Consider the following 21,561-nt stretch of genomic DNA (forward strand, 5'->3'; position numbering starts at 1 on the left):
GCCCTTCCTCGTCCTGGTCGAGCTCTCCTTCATCGGTTAACCGAAGCGTAGCGCTGACGCCCGCGCCGCCGTCAGCGGCACGGCGACAAGACCGCTGACGAGTCACGGGTCAAACGTGCGCGCCACTACCGAAGGCGATGCGCAATTGGCCGAGTAGCACCTTCGCGGCCGGGCTGGGGGCGGGGTCGGTGCGCCAGGCGAGGGCCAAGCGGCCGTGGATGGTGGGGTCGACGATGTCGAGGGTTCGGACGGCGAAGGCGTCGGCTTCGGCAGGGGTGAGGGCGGGCACGATCGCAGTTCCGAGGCCGCGTGCGGCGAGCTGGAGCAGCAGTGGGGGAGCGGCGGCTTCAAAGGCGACGTTCGGTGTGAAACCTGCTGCGGTGCAGGATCGTTCGAAGACGCCGCGCAGGCCGGTGCCTCGGGTGAGGCAGATGAGGCGGTGGTCGGCCAGGGCCGTCAAGGTGATCGTGCCCGCCGGGTCGATCGGGGCCTCGCGTGAGACGGCGGCGACAAGCGGAGTCTCCAGAATCACTTGTAAGTCGATGCCGGAACCTGTTGCCGCGCCGGTCAATCCGGTGAGCGCGATGTCGAGTTCGTCGCGTTCGAGTGCGGCGATCATGCGTTCGGTGGTGTCCTCGGTGAGGCTGATACCGACGTGTGGATGATCGTGGTGGAAATCGGCGAGAACCCCCGCTACGTCGAAGATTTCGGACGCCGCCCCGGAGATCATGCCCAGTCGCACCTGTCCGCGCAGCAACCCCGTGAACTCCTGCACCGTCTGGCTGATGCGGTCGGTGGCGGCCAAGGCGGTGCGCGCATGCGTGAGTACGGCGGCGCCGATCTCGGTCAGTGTCACGCTTCGGGCGCCCCGATCGAGGAGAGGTTGTCCGAGTTCGCGTTCGAGTTGTCGAATCTGGGTGCTGAGCCCGGGCTGTGTGAGGTGCAATCGTTCGGCGGCGCGAGTGAAGCCTCCTTCGTCGACCACTGTCACGAAGTAGCGCAGCTGCCGCAGTTCCATAACTGATGATTATAGTTCTCAGAACAACTATCTGTTGTACTTATCTCAGGGCGCGGAGCACAGTCGAAGCATGACCGATACCGCAACCTTCACTGGTCCCGTGTTCCGCCCTGACGACGCTGGTTATGCCGAGGAGATCGCCGGCTTCCAGACCGCCTATTCGCACGCCCCCGCGCTGGTGGTCGGCGCTGTGCACGCCGAGGACGTGCGTGCTGCGGTGGAATACGCAGCGCGACAAGGCCTTCCGGTGGCCGTGCAGGCGACAGGCCACGGTCTGTCGGTGGCTTCTGACGGTGGGGTACTCATCACGACCAAGCGGATGGATGTCATCACCATCGACCCGCGGGCACGCACCGCCCGCATCGGTGCCGGGGTTCGCGCCGGCGCGCTGGTCGAGGCGGCCGCTCGGTACGGGCTGGCACCGTTGAACGGGTCGTCGCCGTCGGTGGGGATGGTCGGGTACGTACTCGGCGGTGGGCTGGGGCTGTTGGCGCGTGAATTCGGTTATGCCGCAGATCATGTGCGGTCGCTGGACCTGGTGACCGCCGACGGCAGAATGCGCACCCTCACCCCCGCGGACGAACTGTTCGGGGCGGTACTGGGCTCCGGCGGCAACTTCGGGGTGGTGACCGGGCTCGAACTCGATCTCGTGCCGGTCGCCGAAATCTACGGTGGTCAGCTGGTTTTCGATGCGTCACTGGTCGACGCGGCACTCGAAACGTGGCGCGCCTGGACCGCGACCGTGCCGACCGAACTGACCTCCACGATCGCGATGGTGACCTACCCCGACATCGATGCCGTGCCGGAATCCTTGCGTGGCCGCCACGTCGCCTCGATCCGGATCGCCTTCGACGGGCCGCAGGAGGAAGGCGAGCGGTGGGCCGCGCCGCTGCGGCAGATCGGGTCCCGGCTGCGCGACGACCTGCGCATGATGCCCTACGTCGAATCGCACACCATCCACAGTGATCCGCCCTTCCCGCACGCCTATGCCGCGACGAACGCGCTACTTTCGGAGTTGACGCCGGAGGGTCTGTCCGCGCTGCGCGCGTTGACGGCGCCGGGCGGCCAGGTCGACGCGGTCGTCGATATCCGTCACCTCGGCGGCGCCCTCCGGCACGGTGGTCCGGCGTCGATCGACCATCGCGATGCCGACTACATCGTGCGGGTCATCACCGGTCCCGGCGAGGGGGACTCCGCGCCCGAGGGGCTGGCGGCGGTGCGAGAAGCCCTGTCCTCGTGGACGATCGGGCACAGTCTCGCGTTCCTCTACGGCGCGGGCGGCGCGGCGGACTCGGCCCAGACCGCGGCCGGATACTCCGCGGACACCTACCGCTGGCTGGCGGCGGTGAAAGCGAAGTACGACCCGCACAACATGTTCCGCGCCAACCGCAACATCGCCTGACGACCCTTGCCCGTCCTCCCGATATCTACTATCTTGGTGATATCACTCAGATATCGGGAGGATGTCATGGAGCTCCGGTCCGCATTCCGCGTCAACGGATTCGTCGTCTTGCTGGGGTGGCTGGTGCTCACCCTGCTGTTGGGGGTCGCCACCGTCCTCGCGTTCGTCTCCGCCACGAAACACCAGGGTGGCGCGCTCGCCTGGACGGGCGCGGTCGTCGCCGTCGTCGCGATGCTGGTCGTCTCGTTGCTCGCCACCGGGTTGACCATCGTCAACCCCAACGAGGCCAAGGTCGTCACCTTCTTCGGCCGCTACATCGGCTCGGTCAGCGACCCCGGATTCTTCTCGGTGGTCCCCCTGGCCGACCGTAAATCCATCTCCCTGCGGGTACGCAACTTCGAAACCCAGAAGCTCAAGGTCAACGACGCCGACGGCAACCCCGTCGAGATCGCGGCCGTCGTCGTCTACAAGGTCGTCGACAGCTTCAAAGCCGCCTTCGCCGTCGACGACTACGAGGAATACGTCGCCACCCAGTCCGAGGCCGCCGTCCGCCACCTCGCCACCACCCACCCCTACGATGCCCACGACGACTCGCGCACCAGTCTGCGCGACGGTGCCGAAGTAGCCGAGGAGCTCACCGTCGAACTGCGCGAACGCACCCTCACCGCCGGTATCGAGGTCGTCGAGGCCCGCATCACCCACCTCGCCTACGCCCCCGAGATCGCCCAGGCCATGCTCGTGCGCCAGCAGGCCGCCCAGGTCGTCGCCGCCCGCACCCAGATCGTCGAAGGCGCCGTCGGCATGGTCGCCCTGGCACTCGACCGCCTCGCCGAACAGGGCACCGTCGAACTCGACGAGGAACGCAAAGCCAACATGGTCTCCAACCTGCTCGTCGTCCTCTGCGGCGACCGCGCCACCCAACCGGTCGTCAACGCCGGATCCCTCTACTCCTGAGCCCCCATGACCCAGCCGAAGAAGGACCCCAAAAAGATCCTGCTGCGGCTCGACCCGGCCGTCCACGAGGCGATAGCCAAGTGGGCGGCCGACGACCTGCGCAGCGTCAACTCCCAAATCGAATACGCCTTACGCCTGGCCCTCGACCAGGCGGGCCGAAAACCCAAGCGGGAGTAGGCGAATCGCCCGGTGGTCGGATGCACCCCCGCGGCTTTGCCAACCTGCGACCGAAGGCGGTGTGCGCCTGGGGATTCGAGGACGGGTGCACCTGTGGAGACTTCGCACAGTGGGACTTGGGCGGCGCTCGAGGACGGTACTCGACTGCTGGTGGACGATGAGATCTACCGGCTGAGTGTGGTGGATTGCGGCTCGCTGGCGCTGCAGACCGGCCAACTGGTTGTGTGCGACCCGTTCGCTTGCTCGGTACCCGGCGAGCACGTCGTCGCGCGGGTGCGGCCCGGCGAGTACCGGGTTCACGCCACGATCGCCGACGTCAGCGGAAATGAACTCGACGCCGAGTACCAGTTGGCGTACCTGACGCTGCAGCTACCCATAGCGGGGCCTGAGGTGACGCGTCGGGTGCTCACGGTCGAATCCGACGGTTTCGCGGTAGCTGCCGACGACTACCACGGTGTCGTGGTGGATTCGGGCACCGTGTGCTTCGTCGACGCGGGGGCCGTCGTGCGGAATATGTCGGACGGGGAGCACTGGGGCGATCTGTTCGAGCCCGGCGGCCAGGAGCGAATGTGGGCAGGCGGCAGTGAGATCGGAAGCCAAGGGCCTGCTGATGTCGCGAACATCGCCCTTCCCGCGGGGTTCGGCGAGAACATCGTCGTCGCGCGATCCGGCTGGGGCGATGGGTGCGTCCTGTACGGCGGATACGACGACATCGGGATGTTGGCAGCTGTTTCGGGCGAATCGATAGGAATGTTCGCGCGTGCTCTCGCCGAGGTGCGGTCGCGTCCGAGGGTTGCGGCCTGGTGGGTCGTGGGGCTGACCGTGTGCGCGGTGATCGGATACCCGATCGCTGAGCTGCCCGGAAGTGTGGTCTGTGCCGTGCTCGGTGTATTGCTGGTGGTGCGGCGCGGGCGTGGGCGCAAGCCTGTGGTTGAGCGACTCCGCGAGGAGCTGTTGGCCTCGAGTTGGGGTCAAGGCCTGCTGTCGGAGTCCAGATTCGGCGGGGACGCCTTCGATATCCAATGGGGAACTACGAGTTGCCGTCGATGGCACTACCGCGATATCGCGCGGGTGCGGGTCGATCCGCAGCTCGTCTCCTTCACCCACCGCGGCACCCGTCTGTCCCTGCCACGACCGTTGGTGCCGGACTTCGGGGTGGATCTGCTGCGAGGACGGCCGAGCTGCCACCTTCCGCCGCTCCCGCCGCTTCCAGCGCTGCCCGCGCCGACGGCACGATTCGTCGCACGAGCGGACACCGCGCGAAGGTTCGCCCACGCGGAGCGCCGCCCCGGTGTTCGGGACACGCTGATCGCGCTGACGGTGTTCGCACTGCCGTATCTGGGACTGGCATGGCTGGTGCGTGGTGTCGAAGCGCTCCTGTTCGCTGGCGCGATCGTGGCCGTGAGCGCCGCGACTGTGTGGTATATGGCGCATCATCGGCCGTTCCGCGTCGCGCGACGGCAGTGGTCGCGCAATCTGCCGGTCGGTGAGTCGATGTCGATCCAACTGGGCCGCACGGGTTTCGACATCCAGTACACAGACCACCGGTATCAGCTGTCCTACACGCAGGTGGATTCCCCTCGCGGCACCTGCTCAGGGGCTCGACGCTGCGGACCGGTCGTTGCGGTGACCGCATGATTGTGCGACGTCACCCGCTGTGTCAGCTGACGCCGAGCACCCGGGTGAGGAGTCGTTGACGGGTTCGCGTCCCCGATTTGGCGAGGATGGCTTTGACGTGGTCGTTGATCGTGTGTTCGGAGAGGAAGAGTTCGGCGGCCAGTTCGTGGGAGTCGAGGCCGGTTGCCAGGAGGGTCAGGACCTGGGTTTCCCGGGTCGACAGGGCGTGGGCTCGGGCGAACAGGTCGAGGCGTTCGGTGGCGGTGCTCGGCTCGAGGGCTACGGCGATGTCGGTGCCCAGGCGGTCGGCTTTCACCGTGAGCCAACGGTTGCCGCCCAGGTGGACGCGGGAGGTTGCGGGGCCGAGTGGGGTGTCTGCCGCGGTGGCGAGGAGGGCGGCGGCCGCGTTGTAGACCGAGGCGGGGACAGGCGGAATCGGTTCGTCCGGGGGAAGTAGGCGGAGTAGGGAATCCGCGGCGGCCGCGGTCTGGGACCGCACACGCAAGGTGTTGTCGAGCAGGACGACTGCGGGGCCCAATGATGGGAGTTGCGCGTCGGATTCGACGAATGTGGCGCCGACGGCACGGCGCAGGCCCGCGGTCACTGTGGTCTTCAGCGTGCTGAGAGCATCGAGTTCCGCTGTGGTGAAAGGGGATTCGGTGTAGCGGAGCAGTTCGAGAAAGCCCCAGCAGCCGTAGCGGTCGGCGAAGGTGACGATGGCGGAGTCGGTGATGCCGAGATCGCGTTGCGCGGTGCGCCACAACAGGGATCGGTCGGGGTTGCCCTCGGTGGCGCCCAGCAAAGAGTGAGCACCGGTGCCGCGCACGGTATCCCAGCGATTGAGCGTGGTGAGGTAGCGGGCGCGGATCAGGTCCGGCAGGAGGCCGAAGTCGAGGCCGGGAACATCGGCGAGCGGTGCCGTCGCGACCGCGGTGACGGGGTCGGTGAGCGCGAAGACATGACCGGTGAACGGGATCGTCGCCCGGATTTCGACCAGGACGAGTTCGCGCAGTCGTTTGGCGGAGTGCGCGGTCTGGCACACACGGCCGATCCGGTCGGCCACAGTACTCGGCACGCCACCAGCCTACGGCGGAAAACCCCCAGGATCAGGGATGTCGGTGATGCCCGTGACAGGCCGATGATCGAGGTACCCAATCGCACGACGTCGGAGGCCACCATGACCACAACCCTGCACATCGACAACACCGTTCGCGACTACGACGAATGGAAGTCCGCCTTCGACCAGTACGAGCGGTTCCGCGCCGACAACGGCGTGCGCACCTACCGTGTCGGTCGCATCGACGGCACACCGGAACGAGTCCTCGTCGACCTCGATTTCGACGACCGCCCCACCGCTGAGGCGTTCCGCGCCGCCTTGGCCACCGTGCTGGCGACCCCGCGCAGCCGCGCAATGGTGACGAGTCACCAATCGTGGATCGTCGACCTGGTCGAGGAGCGCGTATCCGCCTGACCGACGCGCCGGACCACCCAGCGGGACAACCGAACTCGAAACCGCCGGTAAATTGATCCGGTGCCCATCTCGTTCGACATTCCTGGAATGCAACAGTTGGACGACACGACCTGGGGGAATCCGGCCACTCGTGACGTCGTCGCGCTGAACTATGTCAGCGGCAGGCCCGACCTGCCCGCTCGGCTGGGCGATCTGAAACGGCTGCGCAGGCGGCTGGCCGAGCATCACGCGCGGTCGGGGTGCCTGATCGAGGCGTTCGTGGTGTGGGTCGACCAGTTGCCCGCGTTGCTGCGGGTGGAGAAGACGCAACTGCCGGGGCCGCGGGGTGAACTCGTTTTCGCGGCGTCGATCGTGGTGCCCAAGGACCGGTGCTCGGCGGTGTTCCAGATCATGTGCCCGGAAACCGGGGTGCCCGGTGCGCGGGAGACCACGATCGGCAGGCAGTTCCGTCGCGAGGAGATGTGCCCGCCGCATCCCTACGCGCCCGGCCTGCGCGGTCGGTTGCCCTTTCTCCTGTCCGATGACGTCCGCTTCGACGACGCGTTTCCGCACCACGCCTTGACCAGGGCGCGTCGCTGGGTCGCCGACACGGTGCCGAACGTGCGCGTCGACCCGTCCTTCGCGGCGCTGCCTGAATTCTAGGGCGCCGGAGTTCTAGGGCTTGACGGCGATGAAGATCGCGGTGCCCGGGAAGATCTGCCCGCGCAGCGGCGACCACTGACCCCATTCGCGGTCGAGCCATTCCGGCCAATCCGGTTCGACGATGTCGACCAGGTGCAGGCCGGCGCCGACGATCTCGCGGACCCGGTCGCCGATCGTGCGATGGTGCTCGGCGTAGGTCGGCACGCCGTCGGCGTCTACCTCTACATAGGGAGTGCGGTCGAAGTAGGGGATCGTGGCGGTCAGGCCCGCCTCGCCCGGATCGTCGGGGAAGATCCAGCGCATCGGATGGTTCACCGAGAACACCCAACGCCCACCGGGCCGGAGAACTCGCGCCACCTCGCGCATCACCAACGCCGAGTCGGCTACGAACGGCACCCCGCCGAACGCTGAGCAGGCCAGGTCGAACGACGCGTCCGCGAACGGCAACGCCTCGGCCCCCGCCTGAACCAAGGGGACCCGCGGTCCACCCTGATCCATCGCGGCCACGCCACGCTCGAGCATTCCCATCGACACATCGAGCCCCACCGGGAACGCGCCGTGCCCGGCCAGCCACCGTGAGCACGGCGCCGAACCGCAGCCGATCTCCAAGACGGTCTTGCCGGTGATGTCTCCGAGGAAGCCCATGTCACCCTCGTGCAACCCCTCCGGGCACCACACGAACTCACCGCCGGGGGAGTCCACACCCAGGAAGTCGGCGTGGGTCTGGTGGTACTGCTCGGCGTCGGCGTCCCACCAGCGGCGATTCGCGCGCTCGCTGTCGCGCGAGTCGATCTTGGTTCGGGTGGTCGCTGAGGTACCGAGCAGCGCGTTGGCCTGCGCGTGGCGTTCGTCGTCGGTCACGGCCAACAGGGTATCGGCGTGGGGTGGGGGGTGGTTTGCCCGGCTCCGCGCCGGTCGCGTACGCTGATGCACGCTGTAGAGGGACGCTGAATTCGATCAGCGGCAAGTGCGACGGTCCGTGCGATACTTTAACGGTATCCCTTCGTCGCGTCGTCGCGGTGATTCGCAGCGTACCGAAAGATCCAATGTCCGCAACCGACCACAATCCGTCCGGAGCAAACCCACATATGCCCACCACCGTCACCTCGCCGCAGGTAGCCATTAATGATATTGGCTCCGCCGAGGACTTCCTGGCCGCCATCGACGCAACGATCAAGTACTTCAACGATGGCGACATCGTCGAAGGCACCATCGTCAAGGTCGATCGTGACGAGGTCCTGCTGGACATCGGTTACAAGACCGAAGGCGTCATCCCCTCCCGCGAGCTCTCCATCAAGCACGACGTCGACCCCAACGAGGTCGTTTCCGTGGGCGACGCGGTCGAGGCCCTGGTCCTCACCAAGGAGGACAAGGAAGGCCGCCTGATCCTGTCCAAGAAGCGGGCGCAGTACGAGCGCGCGTGGGGCACGATCGAGGAGCTCAAGGAGAAGGACGAGGCCGTCAAGGGCACCGTCATCGAGGTCGTCAAGGGCGGCCTGATCCTCGACATCGGTCTCCGTGGCTTCCTGCCCGCCTCGCTCGTCGAGATGCGTCGTGTCCGCGACCTCCAGCCGTACGTCGGCAAGGAGATCGAGGCCAAGATCATCGAGCTCGACAAGAACCGCAACAACGTGGTCCTGTCGCGTCGCGCCTGGCTCGAGCAGACCCAGTCCGAGGTCCGCAGCGAATTCCTGCACCAGCTCCAGAAGGGCCAGGTCCGCAAGGGCGTCGTGTCCTCCATCGTCAACTTCGGTGCCTTCGTGGACCTGGGTGGCGTCGACGGCCTGGTGCACGTGTCCGAGCTGTCCTGGAAGCACATCGACCACCCGTCCGAGGTTGTCGAGGTCGGCAACGAGGTCACCGTCGAGGTTCTCGACGTCGATCTGGACCGCGAGCGCGTCTCCCTGTCGCTCAAGGCGACCCAGGAAGACCCGTGGCGTCAGTTCGCCCGGACCCACGCGATCGGTCAGATCGTGCCCGGCAAGGTCACCAAGCTGGTTCCCTTCGGTGCCTTCGTGCGCGTCGAAGAGGGCATCGAGGGCCTGGTCCACATCTCCGAGCTGGCCGAGCGCCACGTCGAGGTCCCGGACCAGGTTGTGGCCGTCGGCGACGACGCCATGGTCAAGGTCATCGACATCGACCTCGAGCGTCGTCGTATCTCGCTGTCGCTGAAGCAGGCGAACGAGGACTACAACGCCGAGTTCGACCCGTCGAAGTACGGCATGGCCGACAGCTACGACGATGCGGGCAACTACATCTTCCCCGAAGGCTTCGACCCCGACACCAACGAGTGGCTCGACGGGTTCGACAAGCAGCGTGAAGAGTGGGAAGGCCGTTACGCCGAGGCCGAGCGTCGCCACAAGATGCACACTGCTCAGATGGAGAAGATGGCAGCCGACGCTGCCGCCGAGGCCGCCGCTGGCGGTCCCGTCGCGGGCAACTACTCCTCCGAGACCGGTGGCGCCGCTCCTGCGTCCACCTCCGGTCCGGCCGAGACCACGGGCGGCTCGCTGGCCAGCGATGCCCAGCTCGCGGCTCTGCGGGAGAAGCTTTCCGGCAACGCCTGATTCAGCGCTGACGCCTGAATCGACAACTGCAGTACCGAAGGCCCTGGTCCACGCGGACCGGGGCCTTCGGCCTTTCCGGGCCGTCGACCTTTTCGCGGACACGACCGCCCTTCGTCGGCTTTCGGACAAAGGGTGGGTTCGACGACGGGTGAATGTCGATAGCGGTGGCTACGTCGGGCGCCGGCGATGGGCCCGCCGCGTTGAGTCACGTCGACGTAGCGAACCTCAGGGCGACGCCGGGCGCTGACCAGTTCATGACCTGGACTCGGCGCGCCGAACGTCCGGTCGAGAGTGAGTGCGCAGTGAGCTCGCGACGGTGCCGGGCGAACCGATCAGTTCGCGGCAGCGGCGGTGGGCGACCAATAAGCGGCGGCCATGCTCGGCCGTTTGCGCATCGCGGCGAAGCTGTGTCTGGCGGGGGAGAGCAGAGTGGCGAACCAGGAGCGCTGGTATTCGGCCAAAGTCGCTGCTACAGCGGGGAATTCGATGCAGTGCACACCGCCGGGCATGCCGAGGCGGTGGCGAGCCGCGCGGTGGTTCCTGGTACCCATGATCATCCTCCGGTGGTCGTGCGGTCTCTCTCGCCTCGGCGAAGATTAGTCCACGCGACGCGCCCGGTTCGGGACCTTCCGCCGTTGTAGGCGTGGGCGTGTCGCGGTAGCTGCCCCGACCCGGCGGCCGGGATGCGAGACTGGGCCCATGTTGCGGATCGGCCTCACCGGAGGCATGGGAGCGGGTAAGTCCACAGTGGCGCGGACACTGGTCGAGCTCGGAGCGGTACTCATCGACTCCGACGCGATCGCCCGCGAGGTCGTCGCGCCCGGTACGCCGGGTCTGGCCGCGCTGGTCGAGGAGTTCGGGGAGGGAATCCTGAGCCCCGACGGGAGTCTGGACCGGCCCGCGCTGGCCGCGATCGCTTTCGCCGATGATGTCTCGCGGGGCAAGCTCAACGCGATCACCCACCCGCTGGTCGGTGCCCGCACCGCGGAGCTGATCGGGGATGCCGCCACGGATGCCGTTGTGGTGCAGGATGTTCCGTTGCTCGTGGAGAACGGGCTGGCGCCGCTGATGCAGCTCGTAGTGGTGGTCGGCGCCGAAGAGGAGACCCGGCTGCGCAGGCTCGTCGAACAGCGTGGAGTGGCCGAGGCCGACGCTCGGGTGCGGATCGCCGCGCAGGCCACCGACGAGCAGCGGCGCGCGGTCGCCGATGTGTGGCTGGACAACAACGATGCGCCAGAAAAGGTGCAGGAGCAGGTTCGTCGGCTGTGGGAGCAGCGGCTGGTGCCATTCGAACGCAATCAGCGCGAGGGCATTCGCGCGCGCGCCGAGTACCGCCTCGTCACCGATCCGGAGTGGGATGTGCAGGCGCGCAGGATCATTGCGCGCTTGCACCTGGCCTGCGGGGCGTCGGCGGTGCGCATCGACCACGTCGGGTCGACCGCGGTGCACGGCCTGCCCGCCAAGGACATCATCGATATCCAGGTGACGGTCGCCGACCTGACGACCGCGGAATCGCTGGCCGACGCGCTGACGGCGGCCGGATTCCCCCTGGCTGAGCAAGTGACGCACGACAATCCGAAGCCGACCCCTGGCGATCCCGACGGCACCGACCTCACCCTGTGGGGAAAACGCCTGCACGGCAACGCCGATCCCGGCCGACCGGCCAATATCCATCTGCGCGTGCAGGATTCGCCAGGTCAGCGATTCGCGCTCGACCTGCGCGACTGGTTGCGAGCCACCGACAGCGCGCGGGCGGAGTACCTGGCCGTCAAGCGTGGGGCCGAGCTGGCCGCGGCGGATCTGACCGTCGACGCTGCCGGAGAGGCCTACTACGGGGTGAAGGAACCGTGGTTCGACGCGGTCTATCCCGTGGTCACCGAGTGGGCCCGCGCCCGCGCGTGAACCGGTTGCCAATCTGTTAAACATCGATGTTTCGGAAACTGTCCGCGCGCCGTAGCGCTCTGTGTAAATTGTGCGAAGTCACTACACGGTGACTCGATTCACAGGGAAGTTGTAGCGCGTATGACAACACATCACCGTCAGTTCGGCCGTGCGGGCTTCGGCATCACCGCACTCGGCGCCGTCGCCGCCACGATTGTGCTCGCCGCTCCGCAGGCCTCGGCCTGGGTCGGCAATTTCGGCGTGGCCGGAACCGACCACAAGGTCGGTTGTAGCTACAAGCTGACCGCCAGTGTCGAGATCGACCGGCTGACCTCGGTGAAGTTCACCGACAACGGCCAGGACATCCCGGGCAGCCCGGTGTCGCCGTCGCTGCTGTCGGGCACGGTGAGCATCACCTGGAAGCCGACCACCGCGGGCCAGCACAAGCTCGAGGCGCGTCAGCTGCTGATCAGCGACTCGATCACGGTCACCGTCGGCGAGGCGGGCAGTACCGGCAGCGCGGCGTGTGGCGGCGGGCTGGCGGATCTGTTCCCGAGCCTGTCGGCCGGCTGATCCAGGCTGTTCGAACCGCCCGTACCCGCGTGGGTGCGGGCGGTTCGTCGTTTCAGCGCCAGGTCGGCGTCATGCCGAGGGTGGCCAGCCAGTCCTCGAAGTTGTAGCCGTTGGCGGCGATGCCGTCGACAGCGACGGTTGCGTTCTCGATCGCGGTCTGGCAGTGCGCGGAATCGAGCAGTCCTGCCGAGTGGGCGGCCATCAGTTCGTCGACATCGACGAGGCGGACATCGCGTCCGGTGCGCACGAGCAGGTCGAGGTAGTGGTCGACCCCTTTGATCAGCGTCGGTGACTCCCAGGTGAACGCGCCGACATCGACATAGACGTCCTGCCATTTCTCGATGCCGGGGTTGTAGTGCAGCTTCGAGGCCCGCAACGACAGCTCGGGCAGAATCCACGACTCGAGGTAGTGGAAGCTCACGTGATCGGAGTGACGCCCCATGTACACCCCCCACGGCTCTTCGCGGTAGATCTCCACCGGCCGCACGAAACCCTTGGGATCGGTGTTCGTCTGAGCCGCGACGTCGAAGTACTCGACCTTGGGTGGATGCACGTGCACGGTGGATGCCTGCGTCATGAGCGCAGAATCTACCGGGTGGGGGCCGTGTCCGCGCTCGAGGACTTTCGCCGGACCCGAATGTGTCAGTGGTCGCGCCTAAGCTGGATCCATGGCATTTGCGACCGAGATCCCGACGGAAGGGTACGAAGACCGGGGGCACCCGCTCGCCCATTCCGAACACCGGCCCGTCGGCACGATCGAGCGAACGGGCGCCCGATTCGAGGTGGTCAGCGAGTACTCGCCCGCCGGCGACCAGCCCGCGGCCATCGCCGAGCTCGAACGCCGGGTGAACGCGGGGGAGAAGGACGTCGTCCTGTTGGGCGCCACCGGTACCGGTAAGTCCGCGACCACCGCGTGGCTGATCGAGAAGTTGCAGCGGCCCACGCTGGTGATGGCCCCGAACAAGACCCTCGCCGCGCAGCTGGCCAACGAACTGCGCGAGATGTTGCCCAACAACGCGGTCGAGTACTTCGTCTCGTACTACGACTACTACCAACCCGAGGCCTACATCGCCCAGACCGATACCTATATCGAGAAGGACAGCTCGATCAACGACGACGTCGAGCGGTTGCGGCACTCGGCGACCTCGAGTCTGCTCTCGCGCCGCGATGTCGTGGTGGTCGCCTCGGTGTCGTGCATCTACGGCCTCGGCACCCCGCAGTCGTACCTGGATCGGTCGGTGCAGCTCGAGGTCGGCGGCGAGATCGACCGCGACGCGTTGCTGCGGTTGCTGGTCGACGTGCAGTACACCCGCAACGACATGGCGTTCACCCGTGGCTCGTTCCGGGTGCGCGGCGACACCGTCGAGATCATCCCGTCCTATGAGGAGCTGGCGATCCGCATCGAGTTCTTCGGTGACGAGATCGAGGCGCTCTACTACCTGCACCCCCTCACCGGTGATGTTGTGCGACAGGTCGATTCGGCCCGCATCTTCCCGGCCACCCACTATGTGGCGGGGCCGGAGCGGATGGAGCGCGCGGTCGGCGACATCGAGGCCGAGCTGGCCGCCAGGCTCGAGGAATTCGAGCGCCAGGGCAAGCTCCTGGAAGCGCAGCGGTTGCGGATGCGCACCGAATACGACCTGGAGATGATCCGGCAGGTCGGGTTCTGCTCGGGTATCGAGAACTATTCGCGGCACATCGACGGGCGTCCGGCCGGTTCGGCGCCTGCCACGCTGCTCGACTACTTCCCCGACGATTTCCTGCTGGTGATCGACGAATCGCACGTCACGGTGCCGCAGATCGGCGGCATGTTCGAAGGTGACATGTCGCGCAAGCGCAACCTGGTCGACTTCGGCTTCCGCTTGCCCTCGGCCGTCGACAACCGTCCGCTGACCTGGGAGGAGTTCGCCGGGCGCATCGGTCAGGCGGTGTATCTGTCGGCGACGCCGGGCAACTACGAGCTGGGTCAGGTCGGCGGTGAGGTGGTCGAGCAGGTCATCCGCCCGACCGGCCTGGTCGATCCGAAAGTCGTGGTCAAGCCCACCAAGGGCCAGATCGACGACCTGGTGCACGAGATCCGAGAACGCTCCGAGCGCAACGAGCGGGTCCTGGTCACCACGCTCACCAAGAAGATGTCCGAAGACCTCACCGACTACCTGCTCGGCCTCGGCGTGAAGGTCCGCTACCTGCACTCCGAGATCGACACGCTGCGCCGCGTCGAACTGCTCCGGCAGCTGCGCCTCGGCGAATACGACGTGCTGGTCGGCATCAACCTGCTGCGCGAGGGTCTCGACCTGCCCGAAGTGTCCCTGGTCGCGATTCTCGACGCCGACAAGGAAGGCTTCCTGCGGTCGAGCACCAGCCTCATCCAGACCATCGGTCGCGCGGCGCGCAACGTGTCCGGTGAGGTGCACATGTACGCGGACAAGATCACCGACTCGATGAAGCACGCGATCGAGGAGACCGATCGTCGCCGGGCCAAGCAGGTCGCCTACAACACCGAACACGGCCTCGATCCGCAGCCACTGCGCAAGAAGATCGCCGACATCCTGGATCAGGTGTACACCGAGGCCGAGGACGAGGTGGCCGTCGGCGGTTCAGGGCGCAATGCCAGCCGCGGCAGGCGCGCGCAAGGTGAGCCGGGCCGGGCCAGTGCGGGCATCTACGCCGAACGTGACGTGAAGTCGATGCCACGGGCCGAATTGGCGGCCCTGGTCACCGAGCTCACCGCGCAGATGATGAACGCGGCCAGGGAACTGCAGTTCGAGCTGGCGGGCCGATTACGTGACGAGATCGCCGATCTGAAGAAGGAGCTGCGCGGTATGGACGCCGCAGGGCTGTCCTGACCATGCCGATCGCACGGGGCTACAACGGCCTCGCGCCCGAGCTGTGCGACGGATCGCGCACGCTGTGCTCGGAGGCGAGGCCGCTGCGGTCGAGAACCCAGCGCGGTGCGTCGCTAAGCCTGCTCGGCCATCCAGACGGCGACGCGGCGGTCGGCTTCCTCTCTGGAGACGTCCTCGACGCGGGTGATCACCGCCCAGCGGTGGCCGAACGGGTCGATCACCACGCCGAAGCGGTCGCCGGTGACGAAGGTCTGCGGCTCCTCGGCGCTGCGGGCACCGTGTTCGAGCGCGCGGGCGATCACCGCGTCCACATCGGCGCAGTAGTGCACCACCGAGGTGTGCACCCAGTCCTGTGGTGCGCGAACGTTGTTGTCGGGGATGGGCATTCCGAGCTGCAGGGTGGAATCACCGATGAGCAGTTCGGCGTGCGCGGCCTGGCCGTCGGGCAGGTCGGCTCGGCTGAGCAGCTTCGCGTCGAAGACCGCGGTGTAGAAGTCGATGGCCGCGTTGGCGTCCGGGACGGCCAGGAAGCAGGTGATGGAGTGGTAGCCCTCCGGAACGGGCGCAACGGGATTGGTCATGACTATGATCCTGCGCGGTCGTGGACTGCCGGTCTTGTAAGAACGCGACAGATCGGCCGACGATGACGGCGGCGCCGGAACTCGATGATGTGAAAGGCATTCTGCACCCGGACGAGCAGGCCAGGCACCGGTCGCTGACCAGGCTGGGGGTCGGGCCCGCGCTGGCCGAGTTCGCGGACCGGTATTGGGCGGTGCGGTGGGATCTGCGCGGTCGGCCCAGCTATTCGGCCGAGGTGCTGTCGTTTCCGTGCGTGAATGTCACCTTCGAACGCAGCACCACCCGCACCGGCGGGTTCGTCAACGGTGTGTGCACGACGAAATATGTGCGCGAGCTCGCCGAAGACGGCGAGACCTTCGGAATCCGGTTCACTCCAGGCGGTTTCGGTGCCTTCACCGGCATGGATGTCGGTGCGCTGCGCGATGACTCGGCCCCGCTGACGGCGGTGCTGCCCGAGGCGCAGGGACTGGCCGAACGGGTGCTGGCCGAACCTTCCGACGAGCGAAGGCGCGACGTCGTCGAAGAGTTCTTCGCAGGCCGGGGTCGCACCGACGACCCGCAGTACGCACTGGTGACGCGCATCGTCACCGCGATGGCCGACGACCCGGACCTGACCAGGGTCGACCAGGTGACCGATCGTTTCGCGATCCCGATCCGCACCCTGCAACGCCTGTTCCGCCGCTACGTCGGGGCAGGCCCGAAATGGGTGCTGTGCCGGTTCCGGCTGCAGGACGCCGCTGACCTGCTCGCCCACGGACGCCCCGACCTCGCCGTCCTGGCCGCCGATCTCGGCTATTTCGACCAGGCCCATTTCAGTCGCGAATTCACCGCCGAGATCGGGATGTCACCGACGGAATACGCCCGCACCGCGCAGGCGGTCCCCACCGCACGGTGATCGCTCGGACGGATTCCGCGGGCAGGGTGAATTCTGCGGCCGATGTGATCAAAGTCCTAGTCGCGCTGCGTTGTTGATTGTGTTGTGATAGGCCACAGTTTCTTTGACCTGCGATCTTATCGCCGCAGGTAGATGTTCTCGGCTGTCGCGAAGACCACCGTGATAGCAAGTGCGGGGGTCAACACTCCCGGTGTGATCTATTGCGATTCTTCGATAAATCGGCGTGATTTGGCGTTAGGGTCGAGCCAATTGCCGCGCTGACGCTCGATTCCCGAGTGGTTCGGTGCTGGCACCGACCAAGTTGGAGGAGAGATGACCGCCTACCGGACCATTGTCGTCGGTACTGATGGCTCGGATTCGTCGTACGTGGCAGTGGAGAAGGCCGCGGCGCTCGCCGGGGACGCGGAGGCAACTCTCGTGCTGGCCTGCGCCTACTTCCCGACCGACGACCGCGATGTCGCCGCCGCCGCCGATGTGCTCAAGGACGAGGCCTACCAGGTCCGTGGCTCGGCCCCGACCAACGAGATCCTGATCGTCGCCCGGGAGAAGGCCATTGCCGCCGGTGCGAAGAACATCGTCGACCGCGCGATCGTCGGCGAGCCCGTCGAATCGCTGCTCGACCTCGTCAGGGAGGTGGACGCGGACCTGCTCGTCGTCGGTAACCGAGGCCTCAACACCCTCACCGGCCGACTGCTCGGCTCCGTCCCCTCGGACGTTGCCCGCAAGTCCCGTTCGGACGTGCTGATCGTGCACACCGTGCGCTAGTAGGACACGACGAAGGCCCCGGATCGCGTTGGTTCAGACGCGATCCGGGGCCTTCGTGCTTTTCGGGTCTGTGCTCAGGCCTGTTCCAGCGAGGACAGCACTGCGGGCAGCTCCTCGGTGTGCACCACGGACAGCCGCTGGGTCGCGCGGGTCAGGGCGACGTACAGGTCGTTGAGGCCGCGCGGGGACTCGTCCAGGATCGCCTGCGGTTCCACCAGGTACACGCGGTCGAACTCGAGGCCCTTCGCATCGTGCACCGTGAGCACCTGCACGGATTCGCCTGCCAGCGAGGACAATTCGGGCACAAGGGCCGCCGGTGCGAGGACCGCTGAGGTGCCCGGACCGTTCTCGGCTTCGAGCAACCGCGCGACCTCGCCCGCGACGGCGGCGGGCGACACCCGGTAGGCACGTGGGGGATTGCCGGTCTCACGCACCGAACGAGGAACCTTCGTACCAGGATCGATCGCCGCGAGCACATCGGCCGCGACGGCCATGATCTCGGCGGGGGTGCGGTAGTTGACCGTGAGCTCGGTGAGCTTCCAGCGTTTGGCCACATACGGTTCCAGCACCCGCTGCCACGACGACGCGCCTGCCGGATCACCGGTCTGGGCCACATCGCCGACGACGGTGATCCAGCGATTCGGGATGCGCCGCATCACCATTCGCCAGGCCATCTCCGAAAGTTCCTGTGCCTCATCGACGATCACGTGCCCGTAGGTCCAGGTGCGGTCGCCCGCGGCGCGTTCGGCGGTGGTCTGGCGGTTGGTGAATTCCTGGCGCTGGGCCAGTTGGGAGGCGTCGATCAGGTCGTAGGCCATCAGGATCTCGGGGTCGAGTTCGTCCTCGATGTCTTGGGGCGCGGAACCGGTGAGGATGTCGAGGGCGTCCTGTGCCTCCTCGATCTGGGCTCGCCAGCGGCGCCGTGAGCGTTCGCGTTCCTCGGTGTCGTCCACGCCGAGCAGTTCGGCCAGCTCGTCGAGCAGCGGGGCGTCGGCCGCGCCGAAGGTGCCGTCATCGGAGCGCACCAGTTCGGCGCGGTCCTCGGGGCTCAGTGTCTTGGCGGCGCGGTCGAGGCGGGCCGGGTCGGCGAGCAGGTCGGCGAGCACTTCCTGGGGCGAGAGCACCGGCCACAGCGCGCTGATCGCGGCCTGGACGTGCGGGTCGGCGCGCATCTCGTCGCCGATCTCGGTGAGGTCGGCGGAGCTGAGCAGGCTCGTGCCACCGGACAGGTCCGAGCCCATCGTGGCGGCGAGCTGATCGGTGAGCGCGTCGATCACCGACGATGCGAAGATCGGCCTGGCCAGGTTGTGCGGGCGCCGTGAGGAACGGGCCCGGCCGCGCGCGCGGGTCGCGATCTTGCGGTCCAGGATCACCGGGTAGCCGTCGAAAGCCAGGCGGACCGGCTCGGACGGCACTTCCTGACGGTCGCGCACCGCCTGCTTGAGCACCTCGAGCATGTCCAGGGAGCCCTTGATCTCCCCGGCGCGCAGCGAATCCTCGCGCACCGCCTTCACACCCGGGTACAGGTCGCCGATGGTCGACAGCAGCACACCGGTCTCACCGAGCGAGGGCAGCACCTGGCCGATGTAGTCGAGGAAGGTGGCGTTCGGGCCGATGATCAACACACCGGCCTTGGCCAGCTGCTGACGGTAGGTGTAGAGCAGGAACGCCGCGCGATGCAGCGCGACCGCGGTCTTGCCGGTGCCGGGCCCACCCTGCACCACGAGCACGCTCTTGTGCTCGGAGCGGATGATCGCGTCCTGCTCACTCTGGATCGTCTCGACGATGTCGTTCATGTGCCCGGTGCGGGCGGCATTGAGTGCCGCCAGCAGCGCGCTCTCGCCGCCGACGCCATCGTCGGTGCCGACCACGCCGTCGCGGCGCGCGGTGTCGAGGTCGAGGTACTCGTCGTTGATCGCGGTCACCGCGCGGTTGCGCGAGCGGATGTGCCTGCGGCGGGTGACGTCCTCGGGGTTGGCGGTGGTGGCCAGATAGAACGGCCGGGCCATCGGAGCGCGCCAGTCCAGCAGCAGCGGCTCGTAGTCGTTGTCCTCGTCGAGGATGCCGAGCCTGCCGATGTAGCGCGGCTGTTCCTCGGTGGGGTCGAGGTCGATCCGGCCGAAGCACAGACCGTGCTCGGCGGCGTCGTATTTCGACAGGTCCTCGCTGTAGAGCTGGGTGAACGACTCGCGCTCACTGCGTGCCTGCGGTGTGCCGTCGGCTTCGAGCAGCACGGTCTTGAGCCGGTTCTGCGCGTAGTCGCGCATGCCGTCGAGCCGGTCGTAGAGCACCGAGAGGTACTTCTGCTCCAGTTCGATCTCGCTGTTGTGCGCGGCCGGCGAGACATCGGTGAGGCGGTCGGGCAAAACAGGACTCCTTTTTTCGCCGGCTGGTCACCGCGTTGAGAACAAGGTTGTCGAGTCTACGTGTCCGCGGGCCGGGTCGCCGCGAGCGGGAAGACTTCGTCGCCGAGAACCGGGGCGAAGTGTTCGACCACCGGAAACGGCTCATAGAAGTGATGCAACAGCGCACGCCAGCGCTGATATTCCGGCGACTCACGGAATCCCACGGTGTGGTCGTCCAGTCGCTCCCAGCGCACCAGTAACAGAAAGTGATCCGGCCGCTCGACGCACCGCGACAACGACAACCCGCCGAAACCGGGCATCCCCGCGATGATCGGATACGCCTGCGCGAAGGCCGCTTCGAAGGCGGCGGCGGCACCGGGGCGAACGGGTAACAGCGCGTGCTCGACTATCACGCCGACCAGTGTGTCAGGAGGCGTGGGTGTTGTTCGAGCGTCGATTCTGACCGAGACCGAGGTCACGATGGGCCGACGGCTTGTCGCGGTACATCGCCAGGTCGGCGTCGTGCAGCACGGCCTCGGGCGTGCGGTGTTCGTGCGGGCCGAGTTCGGTGATGCCCACCGAGGCGCTCACTTCCAGGCGGTGACCGCTGGCGATGATCGGTTCCGACATCGTGACCCGCAGCCGCTCCACCAGCGCGGGCAGGTCCGCGCGCTGCGGATGCCCGGCCAGCAGCACCAGGAACTCGTCGCCACCGAGTCGCCCCACCAGGTCTTCGCTGCGCAGCGCCTGCTGCAAACGCTGGGCGACGATCTGCAGCACGGTGTCGCCGATGGCGTGTCCGAGGGTGTCGTTGATCGCCTTGAACCCGTCGAGGTCGATGAACAGCACCGTGGTGACCAGGGTGCCGCCCTCGTCGGCCAGCGCTGCGGACAGTTGCGACAGGATCAGCGAACGATTCGCCAGCCCGGTCAGCGCGTCGTGGGTGGCCTGGTATTCGAGCTGGCGCTTGCTGGCCCGGAACGCGGTGATATCGGCGAAGGACGACACTCCGGCCGAATCCGGGCTGCCGGGGTTGAGCAGCCGACAATTGCAGGACAGCCACACCTGCTGCCCGTCGGCGCGGTCGATACCGAACACGAACTGGGTGATCGCTTTGCCGGTCGCGAGCGTGTGCGCCATCGGATGCTCGCCGGGTGGCAGCGGCTGTCCGTCGCGGTCGACCATCGCCATCGGCAGATCGTCGATGAGACGCCCGAGCACCTGCTCGGTGTCGTCGAGGCCGAGGATCCGTTTGCCCGCCGGGTTGATCGATTCCAGGCGACCACGCCGATCGACGACGAGCACCCCCTCTTCCAGCTGTGACACCACGGTCGTGAAATACGCCTCGGCCTGGCGCGCGGACGCCTCGGCGGCGCGCTGGGCGGTGAGATCGTGCACCACCACCTGGAACGCGAGTTTCTCCTGCCACACCGTCAGCACCGAGACGGTCTGCACCGGCACCGTGCGCCCGTCGACCCGGACGAGATCCATCTCGGTGGGCGGGGAGGCCGAGCCCTCTTCGATGAGCTGGTCGATCCGTTCGAGCATCGGCGCCACGGAGTCGGGGTGCACGAAGGTGGTGATCGACAATCCGAGCAGTTCCTCGGCAGAGCGGGCGCCGAGCAGGCGCACCATGGCCGGATTGACGTAGACGATGGTCCCGGACTCGTGCACGCAGATGGCATCGGGAGTGTGTTCGACCAGCGACCGGTAGCGCTGCGCGAGCTGCTCGGCGCTCGCCGCGTCGGTCTGTCCTTCTCCCACTGCGAAAACCCCCGATCTGGGCCTGGTCTGCGATCGGCATACCGGACTAGTCTGGTGATCCTTCA

Annotated in this window: 21 protein-coding genes; 12 read left to right on the forward strand and 9 right to left on the reverse strand. The window is 67.0% G+C overall.

What is annotated here, in order from left to right; translation table 11 throughout:
* Positions 1-109: 109 nt before the first annotated feature.
* On the reverse strand, positions 110-1,018 hold the full coding sequence (locus tag ACFW6D_RS18440) for a LysR family transcriptional regulator (RefSeq protein WP_379329618.1): 909 nt from the start codon (positions 1,016-1,018) through the stop codon (positions 110-112).
* A 70-nt stretch (positions 1,019-1,088) separates the two neighbouring features.
* Here ACFW6D_RS18440 and ACFW6D_RS18445 point away from each other — a divergent pair, with 70 nt between their 5' ends.
* From ACFW6D_RS18445 to ACFW6D_RS18460, 4 genes are all read left to right on the forward strand, one after another.
* Positions 1,089-2,420, forward strand: coding sequence for an FAD-binding oxidoreductase (locus ACFW6D_RS18445; RefSeq protein ID WP_379329620.1), 1,332 nt, complete (start codon positions 1,089-1,091; stop codon positions 2,418-2,420).
* A gap of 66 nt (positions 2,421-2,486) precedes the next feature.
* Positions 2,487-3,374, forward strand: a complete 888-nt coding sequence (locus tag ACFW6D_RS18450; protein WP_379329622.1) for an SPFH domain-containing protein — start codon at positions 2,487-2,489, stop codon at positions 3,372-3,374.
* 6 nt (positions 3,375-3,380) lie between these two features.
* Entirely contained in the window at positions 3,381-3,551 is a 171-nt protein-coding gene (locus ACFW6D_RS18455) for a toxin-antitoxin system HicB family antitoxin (RefSeq protein ID WP_379329624.1), read from the forward strand.
* Between the two features lie 93 nt (positions 3,552-3,644).
* Positions 3,645-5,189 (forward strand): DUF4241 domain-containing protein, encoded by a 1,545-nt coding sequence (locus ACFW6D_RS18460; RefSeq protein ID WP_379329626.1) that lies wholly within the window; start codon positions 3,645-3,647, stop codon positions 5,187-5,189.
* 22 nt (positions 5,190-5,211) lie between these two features.
* Here ACFW6D_RS18460 and ACFW6D_RS18465 read toward each other — a convergent pair whose 3' ends face one another.
* Entirely contained in the window at positions 5,212-6,243 is a 1,032-nt protein-coding gene (locus tag ACFW6D_RS18465) for a LuxR C-terminal-related transcriptional regulator (RefSeq protein ID WP_379329628.1), read from the reverse strand.
* 102 nt (positions 6,244-6,345) lie between these two features.
* Between ACFW6D_RS18465 and ACFW6D_RS18470 the strand changes: the two genes are divergently transcribed.
* Positions 6,346-6,639, forward strand: a complete 294-nt coding sequence (locus ACFW6D_RS18470; RefSeq protein ID WP_379329630.1) for a hypothetical protein — start codon at positions 6,346-6,348, stop codon at positions 6,637-6,639.
* A gap of 87 nt (positions 6,640-6,726) precedes the next feature.
* Positions 6,727-7,281, forward strand: a complete 555-nt coding sequence (locus ACFW6D_RS18475; RefSeq protein WP_379329632.1) for a hypothetical protein — start codon at positions 6,727-6,729, stop codon at positions 7,279-7,281.
* A gap of 12 nt (positions 7,282-7,293) precedes the next feature.
* On the opposite strand, the gene ACFW6D_RS18480 is transcribed toward ACFW6D_RS18475, so the two are convergent.
* Positions 7,294-8,142, reverse strand: coding sequence for a class I SAM-dependent methyltransferase (locus ACFW6D_RS18480; RefSeq protein WP_379329634.1), 849 nt, complete (start codon positions 8,140-8,142; stop codon positions 7,294-7,296).
* Positions 8,143-8,369: 227 nt separating this feature from the next.
* On the opposite strand from ACFW6D_RS18480, the gene rpsA reads away from it, so the two are divergent.
* Positions 8,370-9,848, forward strand: a complete 1,479-nt coding sequence (rpsA, locus tag ACFW6D_RS18485) for a 30S ribosomal protein S1 (RefSeq protein ID WP_379235224.1) — start codon at positions 8,370-8,372, stop codon at positions 9,846-9,848.
* A 332-nt stretch (positions 9,849-10,180) separates the two neighbouring features.
* Here rpsA and ACFW6D_RS18490 read toward each other — a convergent pair whose 3' ends face one another.
* Positions 10,181-10,399 carry a hypothetical protein gene (locus ACFW6D_RS18490; RefSeq protein WP_379235226.1) on the reverse strand — a complete coding sequence of 73 codons (219 nt, stop codon included), beginning with the start codon at positions 10,397-10,399 and terminating at the stop codon, positions 10,181-10,183.
* Between the two features lie 148 nt (positions 10,400-10,547).
* On the opposite strand from ACFW6D_RS18490, the gene coaE reads away from it, so the two are divergent.
* Entirely contained in the window at positions 10,548-11,750 is a 1,203-nt protein-coding gene (gene coaE, locus ACFW6D_RS18495) for a dephospho-CoA kinase (protein ID WP_379329636.1), read from the forward strand.
* 120 nt (positions 11,751-11,870) lie between these two features.
* Entirely contained in the window at positions 11,871-12,302 is a 432-nt protein-coding gene (locus ACFW6D_RS18500; protein ID WP_379329638.1) for a hypothetical protein, read from the forward strand.
* A gap of 52 nt (positions 12,303-12,354) precedes the next feature.
* Here ACFW6D_RS18500 and ACFW6D_RS18505 read toward each other — a convergent pair whose 3' ends face one another.
* Positions 12,355-12,879 carry a DUF402 domain-containing protein gene (locus ACFW6D_RS18505; RefSeq protein WP_379329640.1) on the reverse strand — a complete coding sequence of 175 codons (525 nt, stop codon included), beginning with the start codon at positions 12,877-12,879 and terminating at the stop codon, positions 12,355-12,357.
* A gap of 91 nt (positions 12,880-12,970) precedes the next feature.
* Here ACFW6D_RS18505 and uvrB point away from each other — a divergent pair, with 91 nt between their 5' ends.
* Positions 12,971-15,148 (forward strand): excinuclease ABC subunit UvrB, encoded by a 2,178-nt coding sequence (gene uvrB / locus ACFW6D_RS18510; RefSeq protein ID WP_379329641.1) that lies wholly within the window; start codon positions 12,971-12,973, stop codon positions 15,146-15,148.
* Positions 15,149-15,261: 113 nt separating this feature from the next.
* Here uvrB and ACFW6D_RS18515 read toward each other — a convergent pair whose 3' ends face one another.
* Entirely contained in the window at positions 15,262-15,729 is a 468-nt protein-coding gene (locus ACFW6D_RS18515; RefSeq protein WP_379329643.1) for a VOC family protein, read from the reverse strand.
* Positions 15,730-15,791: 62 nt separating this feature from the next.
* On the opposite strand from ACFW6D_RS18515, the gene ACFW6D_RS18520 reads away from it, so the two are divergent.
* Positions 15,792-16,622: a helix-turn-helix domain-containing protein gene (locus ACFW6D_RS18520; RefSeq protein WP_379329645.1), complete on the forward strand. Its 831-nt coding sequence runs from the start codon at positions 15,792-15,794 to the stop codon at positions 16,620-16,622.
* A gap of 312 nt (positions 16,623-16,934) precedes the next feature.
* Positions 16,935-17,387 carry a universal stress protein gene (locus tag ACFW6D_RS18525; RefSeq protein WP_379329647.1) on the forward strand — a complete coding sequence of 151 codons (453 nt, stop codon included), beginning with the start codon at positions 16,935-16,937 and terminating at the stop codon, positions 17,385-17,387.
* A gap of 74 nt (positions 17,388-17,461) precedes the next feature.
* Here ACFW6D_RS18525 and ACFW6D_RS18530 read toward each other — a convergent pair whose 3' ends face one another.
* Genes ACFW6D_RS18530 through ACFW6D_RS18540 form a run of 3 tightly spaced genes read right to left on the reverse strand, consistent with a single transcriptional unit; the run spans position 17,462 to position 21,496 of the window.
* On the reverse strand, positions 17,462-19,753 hold the full coding sequence (locus ACFW6D_RS18530; RefSeq protein ID WP_379329649.1) for a HelD family protein: 2,292 nt from the start codon (positions 19,751-19,753) through the stop codon (positions 17,462-17,464).
* A gap of 56 nt (positions 19,754-19,809) precedes the next feature.
* Positions 19,810-20,145, reverse strand: coding sequence for an antibiotic biosynthesis monooxygenase family protein (locus tag ACFW6D_RS18535; RefSeq protein WP_379329651.1), 336 nt, complete (start codon positions 20,143-20,145; stop codon positions 19,810-19,812).
* Positions 20,146-20,158: 13 nt separating this feature from the next.
* Entirely contained in the window at positions 20,159-21,496 is a 1,338-nt protein-coding gene (locus ACFW6D_RS18540; protein WP_379329653.1) for a diguanylate cyclase domain-containing protein, read from the reverse strand.
* Positions 21,497-21,561 lie beyond the last annotated feature (65 nt).

Origin of the sequence: Nocardia sp. NPDC058705 (assembly GCF_042749305.1) — a bacterium.
Classification (GTDB): domain Bacteria; phylum Actinomycetota; class Actinomycetes; order Mycobacteriales; family Mycobacteriaceae; genus Nocardia.